24 protein-coding genes are annotated in these 25889 nt (G+C 66.5%); 11 read left to right on the top strand and 13 right to left on the bottom strand.

What is annotated here, in order from left to right:
- Positions 1-232 precede the first annotated feature (232 nt).
- The 4 genes from feaR to paaN all read right to left on the bottom strand — a co-directional run bounded on the left by feaR (position 233) and on the right by paaN (position 4572).
- Positions 233-1153, bottom strand: coding sequence for a transcriptional regulator FeaR (gene feaR, locus PJW05_RS12605; RefSeq protein WP_271412032.1), 921 nt, complete (start codon positions 1151-1153; stop codon positions 233-235).
- A gap of 105 nt (positions 1154-1258) precedes the next feature.
- The gene (paaX, locus tag PJW05_RS12600) at positions 1259-2182 is read right to left on the bottom strand and encodes a phenylacetic acid degradation operon negative regulatory protein PaaX (protein WP_271412031.1); all 924 of its coding nucleotides are present in this window, start codon (positions 2180-2182) and stop codon (positions 1259-1261) included.
- A gap of 91 nt (positions 2183-2273) precedes the next feature.
- A complete protein-coding gene (paaY, locus tag PJW05_RS12595; RefSeq protein ID WP_271412030.1) occupies positions 2274-2873 on the bottom strand; it encodes a phenylacetic acid degradation protein PaaY in 600 nt (199 codons plus the stop codon).
- Positions 2874-2889: 16 nt separating this feature from the next.
- Positions 2890-4572, bottom strand: a complete 1683-nt coding sequence (paaN, locus tag PJW05_RS12590; RefSeq protein WP_271412029.1) for a phenylacetic acid degradation protein PaaN — start codon at positions 4570-4572, stop codon at positions 2890-2892.
- A gap of 407 nt (positions 4573-4979) precedes the next feature.
- On the opposite strand from paaN, the gene paaF reads away from it, so the two are divergent.
- The 10 genes from paaF to puuE all read left to right on the top strand — a co-directional run bounded on the left by paaF (position 4980) and on the right by puuE (position 14622).
- Positions 4980-5753 carry a 2,3-dehydroadipyl-CoA hydratase PaaF gene (gene paaF, locus PJW05_RS12585; RefSeq protein WP_271412028.1) on the top strand — a complete coding sequence of 258 codons (774 nt, stop codon included), beginning with the start codon at positions 4980-4982 and terminating at the stop codon, positions 5751-5753.
- A gap of 45 nt (positions 5754-5798) precedes the next feature.
- Positions 5799-6590, top strand: coding sequence for a 2-(1,2-epoxy-1,2-dihydrophenyl)acetyl-CoA isomerase PaaG (paaG, locus tag PJW05_RS12580; RefSeq protein WP_271412027.1), 792 nt, complete (start codon positions 5799-5801; stop codon positions 6588-6590).
- A gap of 4 nt (positions 6591-6594) precedes the next feature.
- Positions 6595-8109: a 3-hydroxyacyl-CoA dehydrogenase PaaH gene (paaH, locus tag PJW05_RS12575; protein ID WP_271412026.1), complete on the top strand. Its 1515-nt coding sequence runs from the start codon at positions 6595-6597 to the stop codon at positions 8107-8109.
- Complete coding sequence (gene paaI / locus PJW05_RS12570; protein WP_271412025.1) at positions 8106-8555, top strand: hydroxyphenylacetyl-CoA thioesterase PaaI; 450 nt, start codon at positions 8106-8108, stop codon at positions 8553-8555. Before paaH ends, paaI begins: the two co-directional genes overlap by 4 nt.
- Positions 8548-9753 carry a 3-oxoadipyl-CoA thiolase gene (pcaF, locus tag PJW05_RS12565; protein WP_271412024.1) on the top strand — a complete coding sequence of 402 codons (1206 nt, stop codon included), beginning with the start codon at positions 8548-8550 and terminating at the stop codon, positions 9751-9753. The genes paaI and pcaF overlap by 8 nt, the downstream gene beginning before the upstream one ends.
- A gap of 105 nt (positions 9754-9858) precedes the next feature.
- Positions 9859-11169, top strand: coding sequence for a phenylacetate--CoA ligase PaaK (gene paaK, locus PJW05_RS12560; protein ID WP_271412023.1), 1311 nt, complete (start codon positions 9859-9861; stop codon positions 11167-11169).
- Between the two features lie 355 nt (positions 11170-11524).
- Positions 11525-12322, top strand: coding sequence for an alpha/beta fold hydrolase (locus PJW05_RS12555; protein WP_271412022.1), 798 nt, complete (start codon positions 11525-11527; stop codon positions 12320-12322).
- 36 nt (positions 12323-12358) lie between these two features.
- On the top strand, positions 12359-12760 hold the full coding sequence (locus PJW05_RS12550) for a hypothetical protein (RefSeq protein ID WP_271412021.1): 402 nt from the start codon (positions 12359-12361) through the stop codon (positions 12758-12760).
- Positions 12761-12838: 78 nt separating this feature from the next.
- Positions 12839-13705 carry a GNAT family N-acetyltransferase gene (locus PJW05_RS12545; RefSeq protein ID WP_271412020.1) on the top strand — a complete coding sequence of 289 codons (867 nt, stop codon included), beginning with the start codon at positions 12839-12841 and terminating at the stop codon, positions 13703-13705.
- 2 nt (positions 13706-13707) lie between these two features.
- A complete protein-coding gene (puuE, locus tag PJW05_RS12540; protein WP_271412019.1) occupies positions 13708-14622 on the top strand; it encodes an allantoinase PuuE in 915 nt (304 codons plus the stop codon).
- Here puuE and PJW05_RS12535 read toward each other — a convergent pair.
- The 7 genes from PJW05_RS12535 to PJW05_RS12505 all read right to left on the bottom strand — a co-directional run bounded on the left by PJW05_RS12535 (position 14601) and on the right by PJW05_RS12505 (position 23748).
- Complete coding sequence (locus PJW05_RS12535) at positions 14601-15560, bottom strand: HlyD family secretion protein (protein ID WP_271412018.1); 960 nt, start codon at positions 15558-15560, stop codon at positions 14601-14603. The genes puuE and PJW05_RS12535 overlap by 22 nt on opposite strands.
- Positions 15561-15563: 3 nt before the next feature.
- On the bottom strand, positions 15564-15917 hold the full coding sequence (locus PJW05_RS12530; protein ID WP_271412017.1) for a DUF3302 domain-containing protein: 354 nt from the start codon (positions 15915-15917) through the stop codon (positions 15564-15566).
- Positions 15918-16042: 125 nt separating this feature from the next.
- Positions 16043-18586 (bottom strand): efflux RND transporter permease subunit, encoded by a 2544-nt coding sequence (locus tag PJW05_RS12525; RefSeq protein ID WP_271412016.1) that lies wholly within the window; start codon positions 18584-18586, stop codon positions 16043-16045.
- Positions 18587-18603: 17 nt separating this feature from the next.
- Positions 18604-19656: a WD40/YVTN/BNR-like repeat-containing protein gene (locus tag PJW05_RS12520; RefSeq protein WP_271412015.1), complete on the bottom strand. Its 1053-nt coding sequence runs from the start codon at positions 19654-19656 to the stop codon at positions 18604-18606.
- 70 nt (positions 19657-19726) lie between these two features.
- On the bottom strand, positions 19727-21085 hold the full coding sequence (locus PJW05_RS12515) for a DUF1329 domain-containing protein (protein WP_271412014.1): 1359 nt from the start codon (positions 21083-21085) through the stop codon (positions 19727-19729).
- Between the two features lie 40 nt (positions 21086-21125).
- Positions 21126-23048, bottom strand: coding sequence for a DUF1302 domain-containing protein (locus PJW05_RS12510; RefSeq protein ID WP_271412013.1), 1923 nt, complete (start codon positions 23046-23048; stop codon positions 21126-21128).
- Between the two features lie 136 nt (positions 23049-23184).
- Positions 23185-23748: an RBBP9/YdeN family alpha/beta hydrolase gene (locus tag PJW05_RS12505; RefSeq protein WP_271412012.1), complete on the bottom strand. Its 564-nt coding sequence runs from the start codon at positions 23746-23748 to the stop codon at positions 23185-23187.
- A 356-nt stretch (positions 23749-24104) separates the two neighbouring features.
- Here PJW05_RS12505 and PJW05_RS12500 point away from each other — a divergent pair, with 356 nt between their 5' ends.
- Positions 24105-25109, top strand: a complete 1005-nt coding sequence (locus tag PJW05_RS12500; RefSeq protein WP_271412214.1) for an AraC family transcriptional regulator — start codon at positions 24105-24107, stop codon at positions 25107-25109.
- A 117-nt stretch (positions 25110-25226) separates the two neighbouring features.
- On the opposite strand, the gene PJW05_RS12495 is transcribed toward PJW05_RS12500, so the two are convergent.
- Both PJW05_RS12495 and PJW05_RS26750 read right to left on the bottom strand, forming a co-directional pair.
- Positions 25227-25547, bottom strand: coding sequence for a helix-turn-helix domain-containing protein (locus tag PJW05_RS12495; RefSeq protein WP_271412011.1), 321 nt, complete (start codon positions 25545-25547; stop codon positions 25227-25229).
- Positions 25534-25854 (bottom strand): antibiotic biosynthesis monooxygenase family protein, encoded by a 321-nt coding sequence (locus PJW05_RS26750; protein ID WP_442969228.1) that lies wholly within the window; start codon positions 25852-25854, stop codon positions 25534-25536. The genes PJW05_RS12495 and PJW05_RS26750 overlap by 14 nt, the downstream gene beginning before the upstream one ends.
- Positions 25855-25889 lie beyond the last annotated feature (35 nt).

Here is a 25889-nt window from a genome sequence, read left to right as displayed (position 1 = left end):
CCGATGCCCGGATTCTCGGCGTTGGCGGGGATCGAGGTTTTTTTGTCTGTGCCAGACGTGTTGGCAGGGCTGCCAGGTGTGGGCGGGGCGGGAAGGTGGGATACACATCTGTGGGGGCGAATTCATTCGCCAAGCAGGACGCAGTCCTGCCCTGGAATCCCTCAAGGGGGCGGCTACGCCACCCTCAGCGATTGAAATCGCCCCCACAAGAAAAGCGATGCGAGTGCGTGCCTCAACCCTGGCTGTACTGCCTGCGGTATTCGCTGGGGGACACGCCGAAGCGCGCCTTGAAGGCGGTGGAGAAGTAGCTGGAATCGGTGAAGCCCCAGGCATAGCCGAGGGCCGAGAGCTTCTGCTCGGCGGTGGCGTGGCGCAGGCTTTCGGCGCAGAAGTCCAGGCGGCGGTTCTTGATGTACTGCGCCACCACCAGGCCCTTCTTGGCGAACATGCGGTAGAGGCCGCGCACCGACACCCCCACTTCGCGGGCGATGGCCTCGGGACAGAGTTCTTCCGCGCAGAGGTTCTCGTCGATGAAGCGCAAGGTCTTGCGGAACAGCCGCTCGTGGGCGTCCGGTTCCACCTCGGCGGCGCACAGGGCCGGACGCAACAGGCTGACCACCGCGTCGAGGGTGGCCTCGCTTTCCGGCAGGCTGAGGCTCGCCTGGCGGGTGGATTCGAGGATCAGCCGGTTCGCCAGCACCGCCACCGGCGAGCTCGCCGGGATGCGCTGGGCGCAGCGCACGCCGGAAAAGCGCAGGCCCTGCTCCACCACATGGCGCGGCAGGATCAGCGAGAGCTGGCGGGAATTCTCGTGGTAGACGAAGTCACTGGGCTGGGTGGAGTCGATCAGCGTGATGTCGCCGGGGGCCATCTCGATACGGCTGCCCGCCTGCTCCATGCCGGCGCGGCCACCCAGCTGGAACGCCAGATAGAAGTGCTTGCCTTCGCTCTGCGCCACCTCCCGGGGCGTGCGGAACAGGCGCGCCTGGGCCACGTCGACGAAACTCAGCTTGATCGCACCGGCCTTGTATTCACGAATGGCCCCGGAGAATTCCGAGCCCAGCAGCTTGGCGCCGAAGCGCCCGCAGACCTGATTGATGCCCTGCAGCCACTCGTCGAAGCGGTCTGCCCTCAGTGCTCGTGCTGTCGTCATGGCTTTCACGGCCTCGTGCTCATCGTTGTTCTTATCATTGCTCCGGCCTGGCGACGCGACAGGCCGGGTTTACCTCGTCCGTGACATCCGCTCGAAGCGGTTGCTCTACCTCAATCCGCCGAAACGCTGATAGAAGTTCTCGCCCGCTTCCGGCAATGGGCCGTCCGCGGTTTCCAGCGCCGCATTCAGCCACTCTTCCGCCTTGGCGAAGATCAGCCGGTAGATGTTGCGGCACAGCTGGCGCGCCGCGCGGCCTTCCCAATCGCCCGGAAGCAGTTCGTCGGGCAATTGCGGGTCGCGCAGCAGCAGCTTGCGGTATTCGTGGATCAGCAAGGTTCGGGCCAGGAAGCATTCCTCCGGGCGCAAGTCCTCCTGCTCGCGCAGGGCCTGCCAGAGCGGGCGGAACAGCTGGATGAACTCGCTGTAGTGGGTGCCCAGTTCGTCGATGTTCCAGCTCTCGCGAACCTGCATGCGCAGGGCCTTGGAGGCCAGCACGTCCTGGGAGCGGGTCTCGAAGACAATGCTGTCTTCCAGGGCGTCCAGCTCCTGCAGGGTGGCGGTCAGGTCCACCCGGTCGCAGCGCGGGTTGGCCAGCACCGTGGGCGAAATCGCACCAAAACCCTGCCACTCCAGCTCTTCGCGCACCTGTTTGCGCTTGTCCTGGGGCAGTTGCGAGAGCACCACCAGGGACCAGGCGCCGTCCCAGGCCGGGACGCTGGAGCTGTAGACCCGCTTGAAGGCCTTTTCGAAGCGCCGCCGGCCCGCGCCGGTCAGGCTGTAATAGCTGCGCCGACCGACTTTCTCGGCACTCAGCCAGCCTTCCTTGGTCAGGCGGAAGATCGAGGTGCGGATCAGTCGTTCGTTGATGCCCATGGGCTCCAGCAACTGGATCAGACTGCCCAGCCAGACGGTGCCGCCGTGGGGTTCGATGGCATCGCCATAGAGGGTGATGATCAGCGAGCTGGCGCGAATCGGCGTCTGCTGCTGGAAACGGGTGACGAGTTGATCCAGGGGCACGAGCGAAGTCATGGGCATAGTGGAAACGGAAAAGATGCCGAATATACCCGCAGGCTCCTCGGCATGACCATCGGGGAACCTCCCCGGTGTGCGAAGACCGCACTCATTGCGACGAGCCCCCTTTCGGCCGCAGGCCCCGATCGGCGATGCGCGGACGGTCGGCCTCGACCTCGGCCAGCGGCGCGCAGGGCTGCAGGTTGGCCAGGCAGCGCTGGGCCAGTTGCTGGTATTCGCGGGTGCCGGCCTGCTTCCAGGCCACTTCCTCGTCGCTGAGGCGGCGCTTGACCTGCGCCGGAGCGCCCATCACCAGTGACTGCTCCTCGCAACTGAAACCGGCCTTGACGAAGGCGGTGGCGGACACGAAGGAGCGCGCGCCGATGCGCGCGTTATCCATCACCACCGCGTTCATCCCCACCAGGGCGTCTTCACCGATGCGGCAGCCATGCAGCACAGCGCCGTGGCCGATGTGGCCATTGCGCTCGACCACCGTGTCGCTGTCGGGAAAACCGTGCATCACGCAGGTGTCCTGGATGTTGGCGCCCTCCTCCAGGACGATCCGGCCGAAGTCGCCCCGCAGGCTGGCGAGCGGGCCGACATAGCAGCCCGGCCCGATGATCACATCGCCGATCAACACGGCGGTCGGGTGCACATAGGCGGTGGGATGCACCACCGGGGTCAGGCCATCGAGGCTGTAGCAGGTCATCTGGAACTCCTTCTGCTTATTCGCCGTGGCGGCGGCTCTGCACGGTGACGAAACGACGGGCGACGAAGGCGCCGTCGGTGATCGAAGCGTTGGCGGCCGGGTTGCCACCGCTGGCGTGGAAGTCGCTGAAGGCGGCGGACTGGTTGACGAAGACGCCGCCGTCGAAGTTGATCGACAGGGCGACGGCGACATCCTGGGACAACTGCTCGGCACGGTCCAGCACGGCCTCGTCAGTGGAATAGACACCCAGGGTCAGGGCGCCCTTCTCGGCGATCACCTCACCGGCGAGGCGCAGGCTGTGTTCGGTATCGTCGGTGGCGATGACGAAGGCGATGGGACCGAAGCGCTCTTCGGAGTAAGCCTCGCGGTCGGCGGCGTCCACTTTCAGCAGCAGCGGCGTGTGGACGCGCGCGCCCGGGAACTGCGGATGCTCGCGGGCCTCGCTGTCCAAAAGCACCTCGCCCAGGGCGCGGCAGGCCTGGATACGCTGGGCGGTGGCCTCGGACTGGAGGGCGCCGATCACCGCGCAGGCCCGCTCGTTGTCGGCGAGGAAACTGCGCACCGCGTCGGCCAGGCTCTGCGCCACCTCGTCGAAGGACATCAGCTCGTCACCATTGCGGATGCCGCCACGGGGCACGTAGAGGGCCTGGGTGGTGGTGCACATCTGCCCGGAATACAGGCTGAGGGAGAAGGCCAGGTTGCGCGCCACAGCCTTGATGTCGCGCACGCTGTCGATGATCACGCTGTTGATGCCGGCCTTTTCGGTGAACACCTGGGCCTGGCGCGCATTGTCTTCCAGCCAGTTGCCGAAGGCGTTGGAGCCAGTGAAATCCACCAGTTTGACCCGCGGGTCCAGGGCCAGCCGCTGGCTGACCGGCGCTTCCGGCGTGTCCACCACCAGGCTCACCAGGGCCGGATCGAAGCCCAGCTCGGCCAGTACGTCCTGGACCACCTTGACGCTCATGGCCACCGGCAGGATCGCGCCGGGATGTGCCTTGACCAGCACCGGGTTGCCGGTGGCCAGGCTGGCGAACAGGCCCGGGTAGGTGTTCCAGGTGGGGAAGGTGGAGCAGGCGATCACCAGGGACAGGCCGCGCGGAACGATGTGCCAGCGCTTGTCCAGCACCAGCGGGTCCTGCTTGCCCTGGGGCTTGGTCCAACGTGCGGCCTGCGGCACTTCGGCCATGGCCCGCCAAGCGTAGGCCAGTACTTCAAGGCCACGGTCCTGGGCGTGGGGGCCGCCGGCCTGGAAGGCCATCATGTAGGCCTGGCCACTGGTGTGCATCACCGCATGGGCCAGGGTTGGGCTCAGGGCATTGAGGCGCTGGAGGATCTCCAGGCAGGCACCGACCCGCGCCTGCGGACCGGCATCACGCCAGGCCGGCAGCGCCGCCTGCAGGCGCGACAGCAGCTCATCCGCGTCGTACTGGTCGTAGCTCACATTGAGGTCGAAGCCGTAGGGCGAACGCTCGGCACCCGCGCGGCCCACGGACTGCGGGCCGACCAGGGCGAAGTGCTGGCCGAGCAGCGCTTCGAAATCGGCCTGGGCGCCCTTCACCGCCTCTTCCGGGTACTGCTTGAGGCTTTCCGGGAAGGGCGACCAGTAGCCGCGCTCGCCAATGGCCTGGACGGCGCGTTCGAGAGTGCCGCGATGGTGCTCGAACAGCTCGAGGGCGGCGGCGCGGGCAGTGGTCGACATGGAAGAACTCCTCAGCAAGACAGGTGAAGCCCCAAGGGGGCCAAAAGCGATTCGCTCGATGCAGAATTTTGTATCACATCAATCATAAACAGAAAAGCTCAATCCGCTGTATCAGATGACAGCCGGTCGCCAGCCAGCCTCACGAATACATCTAAGCATCAAAATCCCAGTAACCACGGCACATAAAGCCACCGAATGCAGGTTGTGAGCCTGTTACTTTGGCTTAAACATCGACCATATGAGACACATAAATAATATTTGCCATGCTTGTTTTGTATCGCTTTGTGGTTATACTCCGGCGAAAGTCGCCACGCCCTCAGCGCGGCCGGCAAAGGAAGGGGCCAGCCCCGGACCCACCCAATAAGAGCGGCCGCACGAGGCCGCGCGTGCACCTGAGGACCCGAGACATGCCTCGTACCCTTGTCGTCCTGCCGCCTGAGCAGGGCGTTCGCCTGATCACCCTGCAGCGCCCGGAAGCGCTCAACGCCCTCAACACCGAGTTGCTGGGCGAACTGGCCGCCGAACTGGACGCCGCCGAACAGGACAGCGAAACCCGCGTGGTGGTGCTCACCGGCAGCCGCAAAGCCTTCGCCGCAGGCGCCGATATAAAGGAAATGGCCGAGCGCGACCTGGTGGGCATCCTCAATGACCCGCGCCTGGCCCACTGGCAACGCATCACCCGCTTCAGTAAACCGCTGATCGCCGCCATCAATGGCTTCTGCCTGGGCGGCGGCTGCGAGCTGGCCATGCACGCCGACATCCTCATCGCCGGCGAAGACGCCCGCTTCGGCCAGCCGGAAATCAACCTCGGAATCATGCCCGGCGCCGGTGGCACCCAGCGCCTGCTGCGCGCCGTGGGCAAATCCCTGGCCATGCAGATGGTCCTCACCGGCGAAGCCATCGATGCCCGTCACGCCCAGCGTGCCGGCCTGGTGAGCGAAGTGACCCAGCCGGAGTTCACCGTCGAACGCGCCGTCGCCATCGCCCGTGTCATCGCCCGGAAGGCGCCGCTGGCCGTGCGCCTGGCCAAGGAAGCGCTGCTGAAGGCCGAGGACACCGACCTCGCCAGCGGCCTGCGCTTCGAGCGCCACGCCTTCACCCTGCTGGCCGGCACCCGCGACCGCGAGGAAGGCATCCGCGCCTTCCAGGAAAAGCGTCGCCCCGAATTCACCGGCCAGTGAGCACTGGCCGAACGCCCCTTCGAACTCCATAGAGCGCCCAGAGCCATGAACTTCGAGCACATCCTGTTTTCCATCGAGGCTGGCGTCGCCACCCTCAGCCTCAACCGCCCGGAACAACTGAACAGCTTCAACGCCACGATGCATGGCGAGGTCCGCGAGGCCCTCAAGCAGGTTCGCCAGAACCCCGAAGTCCGCGTGCTGCTGCTGACCGGCGAAGGCCGCGGCTTCTGCGCCGGCCAGGACCTGGGCGACCGCAATGTCGCGCCGGGCGCCGCCGCGCCGGACCTGGGCGAATCCATCGAGACCTTCTACAACCCGCTGATCCGCGCCCTGCGCGACCTGCCGCTGCCGGTCATCTGCGCGGTGAACGGCGTGGCCGCCGGCGCTGGTGCGAACATTCCGCTGGCCTGCGACCTGGTCATTGCTGCCCGCTCCGCCAATTTCATCCAGGCCTTCTGCAAGATCGGCCTGATCCCGGACTCCGGCGGCACCTGGACCCTGCCCCGCCTGGTCGGCATGGCCCGCGCCAAGGCCCTCACCCTGCTGGGCGACCGCCTCAGCGCCGAACAGGCCGAGCAGTGGGGCCTGATCTACCGGGTGGTGGACGACGCATCCCTGCGCGAAGAAGCCCTGAAGCTGGCCCGCCACCTGGCCACCCAGCCCACCTACGGCCTGGCCCTGATCAAGCGCAGCCTGAACGCCAGCCTGAACAACAGCTTCGACGAGCAGCTGGACCTGGAACGCGACCTGCAGCGCCTGGCCGGGCGCAGCGAGGATTACCGCGAGGGCGTCAGCGCCTTCATGGAAAAACGTACCCCGGCCTTCAAAGGACGCTGAGCCCATGCCCGCCCTGAATACATCCGCCACTGTCGCCGTGATCGGCGCCGGCGCCATGGGTGCCGGTATCGCCCAGGTCGCCGCCCAGGCCGGCCACCCGGTCAAGCTGCATGACAACCGCCCCGGCGCCGCCGCCCAGGCCATCGACGGCATCGACCGCCAACTCGGCCGCCTGGTGGAGAAAGGCAAGCTCGACGCCGACGAGCGCAGCGCCATCGTCGCCCGCCTGCAACCGGCGGACGCCATCGAGGCCCTGAGCGATTGCAGCCTGGTGATTGAGGCCATCGTCGAGAACCTGGAGGTCAAGCGTGGCCTGCTACGCCAGCTGGAAAGCCTGTGCAGCGCCGACTGCATCCTCGCCAGCAACACCTCGTCCCTGTCCATCACCAGCCTGGCCGCTGGCCTCCAGCATCCGGGCCGGGTGATCGGCCTGCACTTCTTCAACCCGGCGCCGTTGATGGCCCTGGTGGAGATCGTCTCGGGACTGGCCAGCGATCCCGCCCTGGCCAACGACCTCTATGAAACCGCCAAGGCCTGGGGCAAGCAGCCGGTGCACACGAAGTCCACGCCGGGCTTCATCGTCAACCGCGTGGCCCGCCCCTTCTATGCCGAAAGCCTGCGCCTCCTGCAGGAAGGCGCCGCCGATTGCGCCACCCTCGACGCCCTGATGCGTGAAGCCGGTGGCTTCCGCATGGGTGCCTTCGAACTCACCGACCTGATCGGCCATGACGTCAATTACGCCGTCACCTGCTCGGTGTTCGACGCCTACTACGGCGACTTCCGCTTCCAGCCCTCGCTGATCCAGAAGGAACTGGTGGATGCCGGCCGCCTGGGCCGCAAATCGGGCCAGGGCTTCTACCGCTACGCCGAAGGTGTCGAGCGCCCCCAAGCCGCCGAACTGAGCAGCAGCGCCAACGTCGACCGCTGCGTGGTGGAAGGCAGCCTGGGTGTGGCCGAGCCGCTGATCCAGCGCTTGAGTGACGCTGGCGTACAGGTGACACGTCGCGACGGCAGTGGCCTGCTGCGCGTCGGCGATGCGGTACTCGCCCTCTCCGACGGCCGCCTGGCCAGCCAGCGTGCCGGCGAAGACGGCCTGACCAATCTGGTGCTGATCGACCTCGCCCTGGACTACACCAAGGCCACCCGCCTCGGCATCGCCTGCGCCGCCGGCACCGCCGATTCCGCCCGCGACCAGGCCGTGGCCCTGCTGCAACGCGCCGGCCTGAAGGTCAGCCCGCTGGCCGACATTCCCGGCCTCGCCGTGCTGCGCACCGTGGCCATGCTGGCCAACGAAGGCGCCGATGCCGTGCTCCAGGGCGTCGGCTCGGCCGCCGACATCGATCTGGCCATGCGCGCCGGGGTGAACTACCCGCAAGGCCCGCTGGCCTGGGCCGACGCCATCGGCCTGCCGGCAGTCCTGCGCACCCTGGACAACCTCCAGGCCGCCTATGGCGAAGCGCGCTACCGCCCTTCCCTGCTGCTTCGTCGCCAGGTCGCCGAGGGGAGGAGCTTTCGATGACCAATCACGAAGCGCTTTCACTCGCCGAAGCCTGCGGCAGCGCCCTGTTCGAGCGCGATGCCGCCAGCCAGGCCATGGGCATGCGCCTGCTCTCCGTGGCGCCGGGCCAGGCGCGCGTCGGCATGAGCGTGCGCGCGGACATGGTCCAGGGCCACGGCACCTGCCACGGCGGCTACCTGTTCGCCCTGGCCGACTCGGCCTTCGCCTTCGCCTGCAACAGCTACAACGAAGCCACCGTGGCCATCGGCTGCAGCATCGACTACGTGGCGCCGGCGCGCCTGGGCGACACCCTCACCGCCCAGGCCACCGAGCAGAGCCGCAGCGGACGCACCGGCAACTACGACGTGCGCATCGAAAACCAGAACGGGCAATTGATCGCCCTCTTCCACGGCAAATCCTACAAAGTGCGCGGCGCGGTGCTCGCGCAGGAGACCCCTGATGAATGACGCCCTGATTATCGACGCCGTGCGTACCCCCATCGGCCGCTACGCCGGTGCCCTGTCCGGCGTACGCGCCGACGACCTCGGCGCCGTGCCCCTGCGCGCCCTGATGGCCCGCCACCCGGAGCTGGACTGGAGCGCCATCGACGACGTGATCTACGGCTGCGCCAACCAGGCTGGCGAAGACAACCGCAACGTCGCGCGCATGTCCGCCCTGCTCGCCGGCCTGCCGGTGACGGTGCCGGGCACCACCCTCAACCGCCTCTGCGGCTCCGGCCTGGACGCCATCGGCAATGCCGCCCGCGCCCTGCGCTGCGGCGAGGCGGGCCTGATGCTGGCCGGCGGCGTGGAATCCATGTCCCGCGCGCCCTTCGTCATGGGCAAGGCCGACACCGCCTTCTCCCGCCAGGCGGAGATCTTCGACACCACCATCGGCTGGCGCTTCGTCAACCCGCTGATGAAGGGCCAGTTCGGTATCGACTCCATGCCGGAGACCGCGGAGAACGTCGCCGAACAGTTCAACATCTCCCGCGCGGACCAGGACGCTTTCGCCCTGCGCAGCCAGCAGCGCGCCGCCGCCGCCCAGGCCAATGGCCGCCTGGCGAAGGAAATCGTCCCGGTGGAGATTCCCCAGCGCAAGGGCCCGCCAAAGGTGGTCGAGCAGGATGAGCATCCCCGTGGCGACACCACCCTCGAACAACTGGCCAAGCTGGGCACCCCGTTCCGCCAGGGCGGCAGCGTCACCGCCGGCAATGCCTCGGGCGTGAACGACGGCGCCTGCGCCCTGCTCCTGGCCAGCCCCGAAGCCGCCAAGCGCCACGGTCTGAAGGCCCGCGCGCGCGTGGTCGGCATGGCCACCGCCGGCGTCGAGCCGCGCATCATGGGCATCGGCCCGGTCCCGGCCACTCGCAAGGTGCTGGAGCTGACCGGCCTGTCGCTGGCCGACATGGACGTGATCGAACTCAACGAAGCCTTCGCCGCCCAGGGCCTCGCCGTGCTGCGCGAGCTCGGCCTGGCCGACGACGACGCCCGGGTGAACCCCAACGGCGGCGCCATCGCCCTCGGCCACCCGTTGGGCATGAGCGGCGCGCGCCTGGTCACCACCGCCCTGCACGAACTGGAAGAACGCCAGGGCCGCTACGCCCTCTGCACCATGTGCATCGGCGTCGGCCAGGGCATCGCCTTGATCATCGAAAGGCTCTGAAACGGATCGACAGAGTTTGCATAAACGGATGGGGAGTATGCTGTTCCCCAGCACTCACAGCCGAAGGCGCTGGCTGTTGACGACAAAAACAATTCGAGTGAAACCATGAACATGATTGCCAATACCGCCTTGCTTGATCCGATGGAAACCGCCAGCGTCGACGAACTGCGCCAGCATCAGCTGGAGCGTCTGCGCTGGAGCCTGAAGCACGCTTACGAGAACGTCCCCCTGTACCGCCAGCGCTTCGATGAAAAAGGCGTGCACCCGGACGACCTGAAATCCCTCGAAGACCTGTCGAAGTTCCCCTTCACCGGCAAATGCGACCTGCGCGACAACTACCCCTTCGGCATGTTCGCGGTGCCGCAGAGCGAGATCGTGCGCATTCATGCCTCCAGCGGCACCACCGGCAAACCCACCGTGGTCGGCTACACCCAGAACGACATCGACACCTGGGCCAACGTCGTGGCGCGCTCGATCCGCGCTGCCGGCGGCCGCAAGGGCGACAAGGTGCACATCTCCTACGGCTACGGCCTGTTCACCGGCGGTCTCGGCGCCCACTACGGCGCCGAGCGCCTGGGCTGCACCGTGATCCCCATGTCCGGCGGCCAGACCGAGAAGCAGGTCCAACTGATCCGCGATTTCCAGCCGGACATCATCATGGTCACCCCGTCCTACATGCTGAACCTGGCCGACGAGATCGAGCGCCAGGGCATCGACCCGCACAAACTGGCCCTGCGCCTGGGCATCTTCGGCGCCGAGCCCTGGACCGCCGAGCTGCGCCGCGCCATCGAAGAGCGCCTGGGCATCACCGCCCTGGACATCTACGGCCTGTCGGAAATCATGGGCCCGGGCGTGGCGATGGAATGCGCCGAGACCAAGGACGGCCCGACCATCTGGGAAGACCACTTCTACCCCGAGATCATCGACCCGGTGACCGGCGAAGTGCTGCCGGACGGCGAAATGGGCGAGCTGGTGTTCACCTCGCTGTCCAAGGAAGCGCTGCCGATGATCCGCTACCGCACCCGCGACCTGACCCGCCTGCTGCCGGGCACCGCGCGGCCGATGCGGCGCATGGACAAGATCACCGGCCGCAGCGACGACATGCTGATCATCCGGGGCGTGAACGTGTTCCCGACGCAGATCGAGGAGCAGGTGCTGAAGGTCAAGCAGCTGTCCGAGAACTACGAAATCCACCTGTTCCGCAACGGCAACCTGGACAGCATCGAAGTCCATGTCGAGCTCAAGCATGAACACGAAAGCCTGGGCGAGTCCCAGCAGCAGGCCGTGTGCAACGAGCTGTCGAAGTACATCAAGACCTACATCGGCATCAGCTCGCGCATCGTCCTGCGTCCCTGCTACTCGCTGAAGCGTTCCGAAGGCAAGGCGTGCCACGTCTACGACAATCGCGGCAAGTAAGCGTCAAGGCTGAGAAGAAGCCCCGCGCAGGCGGTCATGCGGTTCACTTAAGCGCGCGCATGACTCGCTCCCCTCTCCCATTTATGGGAGAGGGGCTGGGGGAGAGGGGCGAAATCCCTGCGAAACAGTCGTTTCCCCCTCTCCCTAACCCTCTCCCCAAAGGGGCGAGGGGACTGATCGAGCCCCGTTACTTCTGTGAACTGCATTCCCGCGCAAGCGGGGCTGTTTGATGGTGGCTGGCGTGGCTGTGCGCGCCACGCCGGATGGATAACTTCGCCGACCGCAGTTCCTCCCTGCTGCCGCGCGGGGCGTTTTCTGGCAGCCTGTGCAGCCTTTCCCCGACCTGGAGCAATCCGTGCCAAGCCCCAGCCATCACACCCAGGACCTGCGCATCGACAGCCTGCATGGCCGGCTCTTCGTGCGCATCTGGAGCCCGGACCGCCTCAGCCCGTCCTTCGACGAGGCGCCCATTGTGCTCTTCCACGACTCCCTCGGTTGCGTGGAGCTGTGGCGGGAGTTCCCCGCCCGGCTGGCCGCCGTCACCGGCAAGTCGGTGGTGGCCTACGACCGGCTCGGCTTCGGCCGTTCCGATGCGCACCCCGGTGAGCTGAGCGTCGGTTTCGTCGGCGACGAGGCCGAGCGCGACTTCCCGGCGCTGAAGGACGCCCTTGGCATTCGCGAGTTCATCGCCTTTGGCCACAGCGTCGGTGGCGGCATGGCCGTCCATTGCGCGGCCCGCCATCGGGAGCATTGCCAGGCGCTGATCACCGAATCGGCCCAGGCCTTCGTCGAAGACCTCACCCTGCAAGGCATCCGCGAGGCCAAGCACGGTTTCCAGCAGGACGGCCAGTTGCAGAGGCTGGCCAAATACCATGGCGACAAGGCCCGCTGGGTGCTCGATGCCTGGACCGAAACCTGGCTGTCGCCCGCCTTCACCGACTGGAACCTGGAAGCGGAGGTGCAGCGCCTGGACTGCCCGTTGCTGGCGATCCACGGCGACCAGGACGAGTTCGGCTCCGCGCTGCACCCGCAGCGGATCGCCCAGCTCACCGACGGCCCGTCGCGGGTCCTCATGCTCGGCGACTGCGGCCACGTCCCCCACCGGGAGAAGGCGGACGTCGTACTCCAGGCCGTGGTGGAACACCTCGGCTGATGCGGCCCGCCTGACAGCTGGCTATGATCGGTAGCCATGACGCCCTCATTCCCCACCCGCCAACCCTGCCCGCCCGGCGCCTGCGACTGCGGGCGCGAGGCGCTGCTGGAAACGCCCGGCGCGGACCTGCGCATCCTGCGGTTGACCCGGCAGGAGGAGAAGCGCCTGCTGGAGCGGCTGGAGGCCATCCGCAGCCTGGATGACCTGGAGCACATGCAGCGGCGTATTTTCGAGCAACTGGGGGTGCGCCTGCATATCGCCCCGGGTTTCAGCGAAGTGCGCAGCATGCGCGGCATCGATATCCGGATCGACGCGTTGCCCGGCCTCTGCCGCAAGACCCGCCAGTCGATTCCGGCGGCCATTCGCCGGGGCCTGGAGCACCGCCCGGAGATCGCCTGGCGCCTGCTGGACGCCCACGACCTGCTGCGCGACACCTGAGCCCGCCCGACGGCCTGGCCGCCCTCCCCGGTTGGCGCTATACCGAAAGCGTCCACCCAGGCCGAGGAGTGTCCGGCAATGTCCATCCCGCTGGTGATCCGCAACATGCTCCGCCCCGAACTGGATCAACTGGTCGACTGGGCCGAGTGCGAGGGCTGGAACCCCGGCCTGCACGATGCCGACGCGTTCTGGGCGACCGACCCGCAGGCCTATATCGCCGCCGAACTGGACGGCGAGCTGATCGGCGGCGGGGCGATCACGTCCTACGGCGGCGAATTCGGTTTCATGGGGTTTTTCATCGTCCGTCCGGCGTTTCGCGGGCGCGGCCTCGGCAACCAGCTCTGGCACGCCCGTCGTGACCGGCTGCTCGCCCGCCTGCAACCAGGCGCGACCATCGGCATGGATGGGGTGTTCGACATGCAGGATTACTACGCGAGGGGCGGCTTCGTCTTTTCCCATCGCAACCTGCGCTACCAGTTGGACATCGCCAGTGCGCCGGAATGGACGCCGGATGAAGACGTGGTGCCCCTCGCGGAGTTCCCGCTGGCTGATATCGAAGCCTACGACCGCACCTGCTTCCCGGCGCCACGCTCGGCGTTCCTGCGGGCCTGGATCGATCAGCCCGACGCCCTCGCCCTGGGCTGCCGGCGCGATGGCCGCCTCGCGGGGTTCGGGGTGGTCCGGCGCTGCCAGCACGGCTGCAAGATCGGCCCGCTGTTCGCCGATGACGCCGGCGTGGCCGAAGCCCTCTTTACCTACCTGGCCGGCTTCGCCGCGGGCGGCCCGCTGTTCCTCGATGCCCCGGAGAACAACCCCGAGGCCATGGCACTGGTGCAGCGCCATGGCATGAGCGAAGTCTTCGGCTGCGCGCGGATGTACCTCGGCCCGTTCCCGGATATCAGCCACGAGCGCATCTTCGGCGTCACCACCTTCGAGCTGGGTTGAGCATGGAACGCGATCTGCTGGGTTATGGCGGCAAGCCGCCTCATCCGCATTGGCCCGGCGATGCACGGGTGGCGGTGCAGTTCGTGCTGAATATCGAGGAAGGCGGCGAATCCACGGTGCTCAATGGCGACGCCCAGTCCGAGGCCTATCTGCATGAACTGCCCGGCCGCCCGCCCCGCAGCGGCGAACGCGACCTCAGCGTCGAGGGTCTCTACGAGTACGGCTCACGGGCGGGCGTCTGGCGCCTCCTTGACCTGTTCCAGGCCCGCGGCCTGCCGCTGACCGCCTTCGCCGTGGGCCGCGCCCTGGAGCTGGCGCCGCAGATCGGCCATGCGCTGCGAGCCGCCGGTCATGAAGTCGCCGGCCATGGCTACCGCTGGCTGGATTACCGGGCCATCCCCGAAGACGAGGAACGCCGCCATATCCGGCGCACCATCGAGCTGATCGAGCAAATCTGCGGCACGCGGCCCGTGGGCTGGTACACCGGGCGGGTCAGCGCCAATACGCGCCGGCTGCTGCGCGAAGAAGGCGGCTTCCTCTACAGCTCGGACGCCTATAACGACGACCTGCCCTACTGGCTGCCCGGCGCGCCACCGCACCTGATCCTGCCCTACACCCTGGTGAACAACGACGCCCGCTACCTGATGCCCCACGGCTTCGCCTCGGGGGAGGATTTCCTCCGTGTGCTCAGGGACGCCTTCGACTGCCTTTGGGCCGAAGGCGAGCGGCAACCGAAGATGATGAGCATCGGCCTGCATGGCCGGATCAGCGGTCACCCGGCCCGCGCCATGGCCCTGGCGCGCTTCCTCGATCACCTGCAGGGCCATGAGGGGGTGTGGATCTGCCGCCGCGAGGAAATCGCCCGGCACTGGATCGCCGAGCATCCCGCCGGCGGTCAGTGGAAGGGGAAGATGTAATTCATCCAGGCCGCCATCCGCAGGAGAATCTTGCGCATGATCGCCACATGGTGGAAATGCTTGCTGTAGAGCGCCGCCTGGCCGTAAGAGCCGCCGGGCATCACCGCCGCGTACTGGGCATAGTCGGGGTCGGTGATCTCGATGATCACCGGTACGCGCCCAGGCGGCGGCGAGCCAGTAAAGCTGATCAGCGTGCCGGACGGCTGCACCTGGCCTTCGCCGATCACCGCGATCACCTGCTTCACCCTGCCCTGGAACACCTTGCCGGGAATGCCATCGAAGGCCACCTCCGCTTCATCGCCCGCGGTCAGGCGCAACTGGCTGTTCTGGCGCATCCAGGCTGCGAAGTAGAAACCCTCGTCGGGGATGAACACCATGGCCGGGCGCAGCGGCAGTTTCACCGCGCGCACCCCGGGTCGCAGCGAAACGTGGGTGACGAAGCCCTTGCTCGGTGCCTTCACCACGGTGTTTTCCAGGTCGAATTCGGCGATGTTGAGTTGCGCCTGCAGGTCATCCACCCGTGCGGTGGTGAGGTCCACGTCACGCCGGTTGCCCACGTTGCGCGCGGCCAGTTCGCGGGCGCGGGACTGGTCGGCGCGCGCCGACACCAGTTGGGCCTGGATGGACTTCACCCTGTTCTCGAAGGGCGTCGGGTCGATGCGGAACAGCACATCGCCCTTCTCCAGCGGCTGGTTGGTCTTGACCGGCACCTCGACCACCTGGCCGGACACCTCGGGAACGATCGGCACCGAGACGAAATAGGTCCGTGCCACCTCCGAATAGGGGTGGTTGTAGTTCATGGTGAAGATCAGCGCACCGATCAGCACCACCCCGCCGAGTACGGCCGTGGGCACCGACCACTTGTTCAGCGGGATCTTGAAGATCTTGAAGATGGCGACGCAGAAGGCCGTGTAGGTGAGCACCAGCAACAGGTCCATGGCTCAGTCCTCCTTCTCATCGTGTTGCGGGGCCTGTGCGCGGGCTTCGATCTGCTCGATGCGCTGGCGCAACTCGGCGAGCTGTTGCGCCAGTTCCGCCTGGGGGCTGTTGCCCGCTTTGCCGGCGGTGAAACCCCAGCCACGGTCTTCGCGATACAACATCGCCCAGATCCACAGGAACGGCCACAGGGCATGCAAGGTGAAGAGGCTCACCCAGCCCGCGGCATGAATGGCGTCCTGGTGCGGGTGATTACGGTGGACGGCGATCTCGTAGGGAATGTCGTGAAGCACGATGATGCCGTAAAACAGCACCACCCCCACGAAGATAAGAATGACCAATGCCGCGTACTCGAGCATGTTCCCCTCCTTGAAGCATGGCCCTGGCCGTCGCGCAGCAGGCAGGTCGACCAGGCCGGAAACGGCATCGCCGCCGTGCTGCAGAACAGCCGGCGGCGATCCCCCGTTTCCAGATTAGTCCAATCTCAAGGCTGTGCCGTTTCCACCCGCTCGGCCTGCAGGGGGCCTTCTTCCAGGGTCGCGGCGGCCTGGCGCTCGCGGGACGGGCCCTCCGGGCTGACCGGCTGCTCCGCCGTGTCACGCTCGCGCAGCAGGAAGTAGGACAGCGCCGGAATCAGGATCAGCGCGCCGATCATGTTCCAGAGGAACATGAAGGTGAGCAGGATGCCCATGTCGGCCTGGAACTTGATCGGCGACCAGGCCCAGCACACCACACCGGCGGCCAGGGTGATGCCCACCAGCGCCACCACCCGTCCGGTGAAGGACACCGCCTTCTTGTAGGCGGCCGCCAGCGGTAGGCCCTGGCGCTGGAATTGCAACTGCACGCTGAGCAGGTACAGCGCGTAATCCACGCCAATGCCGACGCCCAGGGCGATCACCGGCAGGGTGGCCACCTTGACGCCAATGCCCATCGCCACCATCAGCGCCTCGCAGAGTATCGAGGTGAGCACCAGCGGCAGCAGCGCCACCACCGTCGCCCGCCAGCTGCGGAAGGTAATCAGGCAGAACACGGTCACCGCCAGGTAGACGTAGAACAGCATGGTGCGGTTGGCGTCGCGCACGACGATGTTGGTCGCCGCCTCGATGCCCGCGCTGCCCGCAGCCAGGAGGAACTGACGATCTTCGCTGCTGTTCTCGCTGGCGAAGCGATCGGCGATAGCGACCACCTCGTCCAGCGTCTGCGCCTTGTGATCCTTGAGGAAGGCGATCACCGGCATCAGCGAGCAGTCGGTGTTGAACAGCTCCGGCGTGTTCACCGAGGCCTGCTGGGCGGCGTAGTTCAGCACGTCCTGGTTGCGTTGCAGGCTGAGGAACTTCGGATTGCCCTCGTAGGTGCCGGCGGTGATCTGCCGGACTGCGTTGGCCAGCGAGGCCGTGGCCTGCACGTTGGGGTGCTGCTGCAGGGCCCAGGCCAGACGGTCGGCCTGGATCAGGGTCTGGTAGTTCAGGCAGCCTTCGGCCGGGGTTTTCACCATCACCGCGAACAGGTCGCTGGACAGCGCGTAGTGGCTGGTGATGTAGGCGTTGTCGCGGTTGTAGCGGGACTCCGGACGCAGCTCCGGGGCGCCGGCGTCAAGGTCGCCGATCTGCAGCTGCAGGCTGACCATGAAGCCCGCCACGCCGAGGACGCCAGCCAGGCACACGGTAACCAGCGCCCAGCGCTTTTCGGTGAAGCGGTCGAGGAAATCCCAGATATGCCCGAAGCCCTTGTGCGCGGCGGCATTGGTGTCGATGCGCAAGGCGCGCTCGGCGGCCTTCTTGCCGACGCCCACATAGGACAGCGCCACCGGCATCATCAGCAGGGTGGTGAGGATCAGCACGGCTACACCGATACTGGCGGTGATCGCCAGGTCCTGGATCACCGGGATGTCGATCAGCATCAGCACCGCGAAGCCCACCGCGTCGGCCAGCAGGGCGGTGACCCCGGCGAGGAACAGGCGGCGGAAGGTGTAGCGCGCCGCCACCAGCCGATGGGTGCCCCGGGCGATGTCCTGCATGATCCCGTTCATCTTCTGCGCCGCGTGGGACACGCCGATGGCGAAGATCAGGAACGGCACCAGGATCGAATAGGGGTCCAGCGCGTAGCCGAGCCAGGCGACGATGCCCAACTGCCAGACCACCGCCAGCAGCGAGCAGGCGATCACCAGCAGGCTGCTGCGCAGGCAGCGGGTATACGCCAGGATGATGAAGAACGCGGTGACCACGGCCAGGCCGAAGAAGGCCATGACCCGCATCAGGCCGTCGATCAGGTCCCCCACCAGCTTGGCGAAGCCGATCACGCGGACCTTGATGGCGCCCTGCCCCTCCTCGCCCGACGCCTGGGCCTGGCTGTCGCCGGCGTATTCGAAACGCAGGCGCAGCTTGTCTTCGAGGGTGCGGGAGAACTCGTGATAGTCCACGCCCTGGCCGCCGGCCGCGGCATGGTCCAGCAGCGGCACCACCAGCATCGTGGACTTGAAGTCATTGGCCACCAGGCTGCCGACGATGCCGGCGCGGGCGATGTTCTGCCGCAACTGCTCGATGCTCGCCTTGGAACCGTCGTAGCCGTCGGGCATCACCGGCCCGCCCTGGAAGCCTTCCTCGGTCACCTCGGTCCAGCGCACGCCGCTCGCCCAGAGGGACTTCATCCAGGCGCGGTCGACGCCGGGGGTGAGGAACAGCTCGTCATGCACCTGTTTCAGGGCATCCAGGTAGGCCGGGTCGAAGATGTCGCCTTCGGTGTTTTCCACCACCACCCGGACGCTGTTGCCCAGGCCGCGCAGGGCCTTGCGGTTGTCCAGGAAGTTCTGGATGTAGGGATGTCCCTGGGGAATCATCTTCTCGAAGCTGGGACGCAGCTCCAGCCGCGTGAGGGCCATATAGCCCAGCAGCAGCGTAACCAGCAGGATGCCGACCACGAACGGCAGCCGATTGTTGAACACCATGCGCTCCAGCAGGTTGCCGCTGCGCGCATCGAAGTCCTTGAGATCCCGGATTACCGGCATCGCGTCTTGTTTCATGCCACCCATGGGGGTTCGCCTCGCACTTATTCTTGTTTGCCGGTCGGCAGAGGCCGCTGGCTGACGCCGCGCGGTCCCACCAGCAGCAGGCTGCCGTCGGTCGCTGCCAGGGCGCCGTAGACGGGTACCGGTTGGCCGAGTTCCAGGGCCTGGAAGCTGGCGCCATTGTCACTGCTGGCCAGCACCTGGCCCGTCAGGCCGAACAGGTAGACCTGGCCATGGGTGTCGCGCGCGGACGCGGTGATACTGCTGTTCAGGCCGGTCTTCACCTGCGTCCAGCTGGCGCCTTCGTCGGTGCTGCGATAGGCGTTGCCGCGCAGACCATGGGCCAGCACCAGGCCCGGCTGGACACTGAGGCCGAAGAAGCTGCCCTGATAGGGCGACGTCAGGGCCTGGAAACGTTCGCCGCTGTCGTCGAGACGCAGCAGCAGGCCCTGCTCCCCGGCGATGAACAGCTGCTTGCCGTGGCCGGCGATGGCGTTGAGGTGGTAGGCGGACGGGTTGTCGGTACGGTCCGCCCAGGGCTCCCAGGTGCGGCCGCCGTCGCGGGTGCGGAAGATCAGGTTGAAGGCCCCGACCACGAAACCGTTCTGCGCGTCGCTGAACCAGAGGTCGAGGAAGGGTTTGTCGGCGCCTTCGGCCTCGATCCGCTTCGCCTCTTCCAGCCATTGCCCGGCCTCTGGCTGGGCGCCATAGAAGTCCAGCATCAGGCGGCCGAGCTGGCGCCCGTCGAGCTGCTTCTCCCAACTGGCGCCGCCATCGCGGCTGTGCAGGACCACGCCGTCATGGCCCACGGCCCAGCCTTCGCTGGCCGAGACGAACTGCACGGCATTCAGGTCGGAGCTGACCGGCACGCTGGCCTGGGTCCAGCTCGCGCCCTGGTCATCGGAATACAGAATGTGCCCGCGCTGGCCCACGGCGACCAGGCGCGGGCCGGCCTGCGCCAGGTCCAGCAAGGGACTGCGCGATGCCAACTCGCTGCGCGCCGCGGGCAGGTCCAGCACGTCCACCAGCGGCGCGGCGCCACAGCTGCCGGCCGCCAGGGCGAGGCCCAGGGCGATGGATTTGAAAGGAAACATTGGGACGTCCTCTGAAAAAAAAGGGGTTGCCGCTCCCCCCACACACAAAGGGAGCGGCAACCAGCCTGGCTCAGCGAATGCCGGCGCCAGCCAGGGACTCGGCTGCCCACTGAGCCTTGGTCAGCGGGTCGATGTAACGGATGCCGCCGTACGGGCCGACGATGCCGTTGATGTTGTAGGAGTTGCCCACCAGGTCGTAGATCACGAACGGGGTGGTGTCCGGTACCTGCTTGTCGTAGCTCTGGCTGAGGAAGGCGAAGGAGCCACGGTAGATCTGTCCACGGGCGTCATATTGGTCGGACGCCAGGGCCACCCAGCTGTCCTCGTCCAGGTAGAAGCGGCGCTTGGCGTAGATGTGGCGGGCGCCGGGCTTCAGCGTGCCTTCCACGACCCAGACGCGGTGCTTCTCCCAGCGCACGTGGTCAGGCGCCAGGTGGTTCGGGGTGGTCAGGGTCTTCGGGTCCTGGGCGTAGGTCAGCTTGTAGGTGTTGTAGGGCACGATCAGTTCCTGCTTGCCCACCAGCTTCCAGTCGTAGCGGTCCAGCGCGCCGTTGAAGACGAACACGTCATCGTAGGTGCCGGCACCGGCGGTACCCGGGTTCGGGGTGTCGTAGGCCAGGCTCGGTGCCAGCTTCACGCGGCGCTGGCCAGGCAGGTACTGCCAGGCGCGACGCGGCTGCTCGACGGCGTTGGCGGCGTCCTTGAGCATGATCGCCTCGCCGGCGCGGCGAGCCGGGCCGGAGTAGTACAGCTTCATCTGGTAGTAGACGTCGGTGTTGGCGATGGGCTTGGACAGGTCTTCGTAGATCGGGTAGTTGATGTACGCCTGGCCGGTGGTGGCGAGGGTGGCCACGCCCGCGGCGTCGACGTTCCAGGAGTCGTACTTGGTGTTGATGGTCACGCCCTGGTAGCGCAGCAGGTGGTTCCACATGGCTTCGGCGCCCGACTGCGGAATCGGGAAGGGTACGCCCGGCAGTACGTTGTCCAGGGCCAGGCCGTCATTGGCGGTCTTGGCGCCAGTGGCGTTCTTCACGGCGTTGTCCAGTACCGGCTTGGGCATGGCCACGGTGCGGTGGGTCGGGAAGACGTCCACGCGGAAGCTCGGGTAACGCTTGGCCAGTTCCACCGTGGTGGCGCTCAGCAGGTTCTTGTACTGGTCGACGTTCTTGCCGTCGATCACCAGCAGCGGCTGCTCGCTGGCGAAGGGGTCCGGGCGCATGGTGTCGCCGGCCTTGAAGCCCGCCGGGGCGGTGGTCAGGCCACCCTCGTAGGCGGGGATCGAACCGTCGGCGTTGGCAGCTTTCTCAGCGCCCACCAGGGTCAGGCTGGTGCCCAGCTTGGCGGCCTCTTCAGGCGACACGGCGGCATGGACGGAACCAGCGAAGGCCACCGCGAGGGAAGCCGCCATCAGAGTTTTCACGAATTTCATCTCGTTGTTCTCCTGCTCGGGTTACGAGCGGTGCGGAATGTCAGAAGGTGGTCTTGAAAGTCAGGTACACCGCGCCACGGTCTTCCGTGGTAGCCCCGCCGCCGGAGAAGGAGGAGTAACCCCCGGCGTAGCAGGTGTAGCGCTGCGTGGCGTCCAATGCGTTGGGTGTGGAGCCGTCGGTGGCTCCGTTGGTGCACTTCTCGGCATCGCCGAAGGAGTCCACGTACTTCAGGTCGACGAAGTACTGGTTGTAGATGGCCGCGCCGACACCGACCGAGTAGTTGCCGGTGTCTTCGGCGCCGCCGCCCTGAACCGGGGAAACACCGTCCAGGCCGACGTTGATCGACATCGGTGCCGACAGGTCCACGCCCGGGAACACCTGGTACCAGGTGGGCGTGAAGTTCACCGCGATACCCCAGTTGTCGCGGGTCGGCTTGTCGATGCCACGGTAGCTGCTCTTGCCCTTGTAGAGCGCCTCGTTATGGCTATCGAGCTTCAGCAGGTTGCTGTAGTAGAGCTCGCCCAGCAGCGAGGCCGAGTCGAACAGCGGCGTGTTGCCGATGGTCATCAGGCCGTTGAGGGTCCAGTGCAGGGTGTCGCCGGTGGCGCTCATGCTGTCGCCGCTGCTCGGCTGCTCGGTGACCACGCCGGTGGCCGCGAGGCGGGGCGGCAGCAGGCCGAGGCCGGCGGCCAGGCCACCGGCGCCGGGGGCGCTGACGATGGCCGGAATGCTCGCCAGGGGCATGTTGTGGCGGATGTTCAGGTCGCTGGCGACGCTGACCCCGGCGAACTCCTTGGACAGGCTCAGGCCGAAGATGTCGATGTCGTCGCCATAGGCGAACTTGTAGCTGGTGGTGCTGATGGAATTCTGCACGTTGGCGATGGGGCCGCCGGCGCCACGGGCGCTCAGGCCGGTGCCGTCCAGCACCGCTTGCGGCAGGATTTCCGAGGTCTGTCGGTAGTAGGCGCCCAGGGTGCCGTCCAGCCAGACCGGCGACCACTTGAGCATCAGGCCCCAGTCGCCACGCTTGTCCGGGGTGATGTCGTGGCCACGGCGGATGCTGGTGAGGGTGCCGTTCGGTCCCGCCAGGCCCGGGCCGCCGGTGTGGCCGAGGATGAAGGACTGGGCGCCCTCGCCCACCAGGTCCGAGCTGCCGTAATAGGTGCCGGCTTCCGGCAGGCGCGCCTGGTCCCACTCCAGGAAATACTGGGCGGCAACGGTCAGCTCGGGGTTGATGGTGAAGGAGGCGGAGATCTGGTTGCGCGGGACGAAGAGTTCCTTGGCTTCGGTGCCCGGCGCGGCGGCGAGCTTGGCCAGGTCCAGGCCGGACTGGCCGTAGCTGACGGCGTGGACCGGGTTGAGGAGGGTTTCGCCCCAGTACACGTTGTGCTGGCCGACCTTGACGCTGAACAAGGATTCGTCGCCGATCTCGGTGGTGTAGAACACGAAGGCGTCGAGGATTTCGCCGGACGGGCCGCTGTAGTAGCGCTGCGCGTAGTTGGAAAGGTGCGGGCTGCCCAGTACCGCATTGTTGGCACCGGGCTGGCCGGCGATGCGGGAAAAGGCCTCGTTGCCATTGACGAAGGGGTTGGAGTTCGAGCCGGTGTTGTCATAGGCCTTGTCGTACCAGCTGGCGGCGCTGACACGGAACCCCTTGTTGCCCTGGTGGATCACGTCCAGCTCGGTCAACAGGTCGACACGGTTGGTGATGTTGGTGCCGGAGCGACGGAAGTTGTAGTCGCCGTCGTTGTTGTTCGGCGTGGCCAGCATCCGCTTGTCGGCGCTCTCGGTGCGAACGCCGTAGTTGTACTTCACGGTATTGTCGAAGCGCACCGACCAGTCCGGACTACCGGTGTTGACTTCGAACGCCTGGACCACCACCGGCGCGCCCATGCCGGCCGCGATGGCCGAGGCGAGCAGGCACCTGCGCAGGTTCAGGTTGTGATTGTTCTTGTTGTTCATGCGTTGGCTCCGCTTCTTGTTGTAATGGCTACCGCAACCCTTTCCTTGCTCCCTGCATGGTCGACGCGTAGCCGGTTGCTTGGCATCGCGCCGCTTTCGCCGGTCTCCCCGGCCCCAAAATCAATGAAATCGCGCGTCAGCGATCCAGCACCTGGATCAGTTCATGGGCATACGGCCATTCGCCGAAACCCGATGCGGGATTGAGGTGTCCGACCTGGCCCAGTTCCACCAGGCGGCCGTTCCAGTCGGCGGCCAAGGCGCGTACCGCCTCCGGGCTGGCCAGGTGGTCGTTCTCGCTGGCACAGACCAGGCTGGGGAACGGCAGCGGACCGCGCGGCAGCGGCGTCCAGCCGTTGGCCTGCAGGGATTCGGGGCTCGGGTAGTTCTCCGGCCAGGTGGCGTCGAGATCCGGCGGGGTCGCCAGCAGCGCGCCCTTGATCGGCCGGCTGTAGCGCGCGGCCCAATGCGCGACCATCAGGACGCCGGCGCTGTGGGCGACCAGGATCACCGGGCCGTCGATCTGTTCCAGTTCATGCTGGATGGCCTCGACGCGAGCAGACAGGCTGAGCTTGTCGTGCTCAAGCGGCGGTACGGTACGTACCTTGGGCAGTTGGGCAGCCAGGAGGGTCTGCCAGTGATCGGCCACGTGGTCACGCAGGCCGGGCACTATAAGGATGGTTGCATTGTTATTGTCGTTCACGTCATCACCCTGTCGATGGGCTGGCCATCGCGACTTAGGAGTTGGTGATACGAACAGTAGAACCGCAACGGGTCAGGCGCTTTTCATAGGGCGTCAGGCGCTTCGCATTTCATGACAGGCTCTCCCAGCCCTCCGCGAGCGCCTGCTGGACGGCCATCCCCGCCATCCGTGGTATAGGTCATTTCCCAGGCTTTGGCTTTACTTGCTTCTGGCCCACTCGAAGAATCGGGCCGGCGTTGTCATGAAAGACGAATTCGAAGACCATCCGCGACGACAGACCCACTTCGCTTTAAACGACAATAACGACCGGCAGCCTGGCCGGCACACACAATAGCGTGGCGATCGATATGACCCCAATGGTTCGCGCAGCGGCCCTGACCAACTACATCGAGGTGGCCCAGCACCTCGGCCTCAACCCGCAGCAGATGCTGCGCCAGGCGGGCCTCAGCCAGACACTGGTGGACAACCCCGAGCAACGCCTGCCCTCCTCCGCCGTGGCCACCCTGCTGGAAGAGTCCGCCCGCGCCAGCGACTGCCCCACCTTCGGCCTGCGCATGGCCGAGTCCCGCCAGCTCTCCGACTTCGGCGTCATCAGCCTGCTGCTCTCCCACCAGCCGACCCTGCGCGATGCGCTGGAGACCATCGTCCAGTACCGCCACCTGCTCAACGAGTCCCTGGCGCTGTTCGTCGACGAGGTGGGCAAGACCGTGGTGCTGCGGGAGGAAATCATCACCGACCCGCCGGTGCCCCTCCGCCAGGGCATGGAACTGGCCATTGGCGTGCTGTTCCGCATGTGCAGCGCCCTGCTCGGCTCGGGCTGGCGCCCGCTCGCGGTGAACTTCAGCCACGACGCGCCGCCGGACCTGCAACTGCATCGGCGGGTGTTCGGCTGCAAGGTGGAATTCGGCAGCGAGTTCAACGGCATCGTCTGCCAGGCCACCGACCTGGACAAAGCCAACCCGCTGGCCGATCCGGCCATGGCGCGCCACGCCCTGCGACTGGTGGAAACCCTGCCCGGCGCGGCCCGGCAATCGACCCTCAACGACGTGCGCAAGGCCATCTACCTGCTGCTGCCCATGGGCCGCGCGACCATCGAGCAGATCGCCCAGTCCCTCGGCATGAACGTGCGAACCCTGCAGCGCCGCCTCGAAGAAAGCGACGTCACCTTCTCCGACCTGATCAACGAAGTGCGCCGTGACCTGGTGCTGCGCTACATGGAAAACCCGCGCTATACCCTCAGCCGCATCGCCGACCTGCTGGGTTACTCGGTGGCCAGCTCCTTCACCCGCTGGTTCACCAACCAGTTCGGCAAGTCGCCGGTCGCCTGGCGGCGGGAGCATCAGGTAAAGGCGGACGAGTAAGGCGGCGTTCTCCACTCACGAGCACGGAGGCAACAGAACTGCCTCCGTGCTTGATGAGCGAATTTCGACCTTGATCACCTGACGAGCCAGAGAGTTGGGGCACAACGCTGGGGACGCTCACGAACCTCGACTCCCACCGTTCATTCGGCTGCTGGGGGCATCTTTCGAAGTAATGACTTCTTGCATCGTGAGTAGCGCGGGCTCCAGGCGCCGGGCAAGTTGGGTCGCGTAGCTCGTAGGCTGAACCCACCTGCCCCGCGGTATGAAGAGGGGGTCTCCCAACCGTCGCCGCAACTTGCTCAGAACGTTACTCACCGCAGGCTGGGTGACCTTCAGCTTTGCGGCAGCCCGTGACACCCCTCGCTCCCGATAGACAACCAGGAAGGTCACCAACGCATTCAAATCGAAGGCATGGAAGACCTGCTCATCGAACTCCATCGCGAGGCTCCAACTCCGAACTCGTTGAGACGCTGCTGAAACGAATGCTCGCAGCGTGTCGCCTCAGGAAGCCCAGCAACTCCTCGAGCTCCACTGAAGAAAAGTGTTGGACCATTGTCTTGAGGCTGGTCCAGTACCCATTCAGCACCCAGCACTGTTGGTCACCCCGGGCACGGCGCAGGCCGTACTCAAGGCAGCCGGGTAGCGTTCCCAAGCGTGCGGTGAGTTCTATCAGGCCCTGCTCAACATGCGCCGCTGCACCTGGGCGCGCCCGGACTTCCAAAGTGTTTACGTGACTGGCGGACATGGCAGTTGCCTCTCGGATAGAGGCCGGCGGCGGGC

This window comes from Pseudomonas sp. Q1-7, assembly GCF_028010285.1.
Classification (GTDB): Bacteria; Pseudomonadota; Gammaproteobacteria; order Pseudomonadales; family Pseudomonadaceae; genus Metapseudomonas.
The sequence above is the reverse complement of the archived record's forward strand: the minus strand, read 5'-3'. Positions and strand labels throughout refer to the sequence as shown.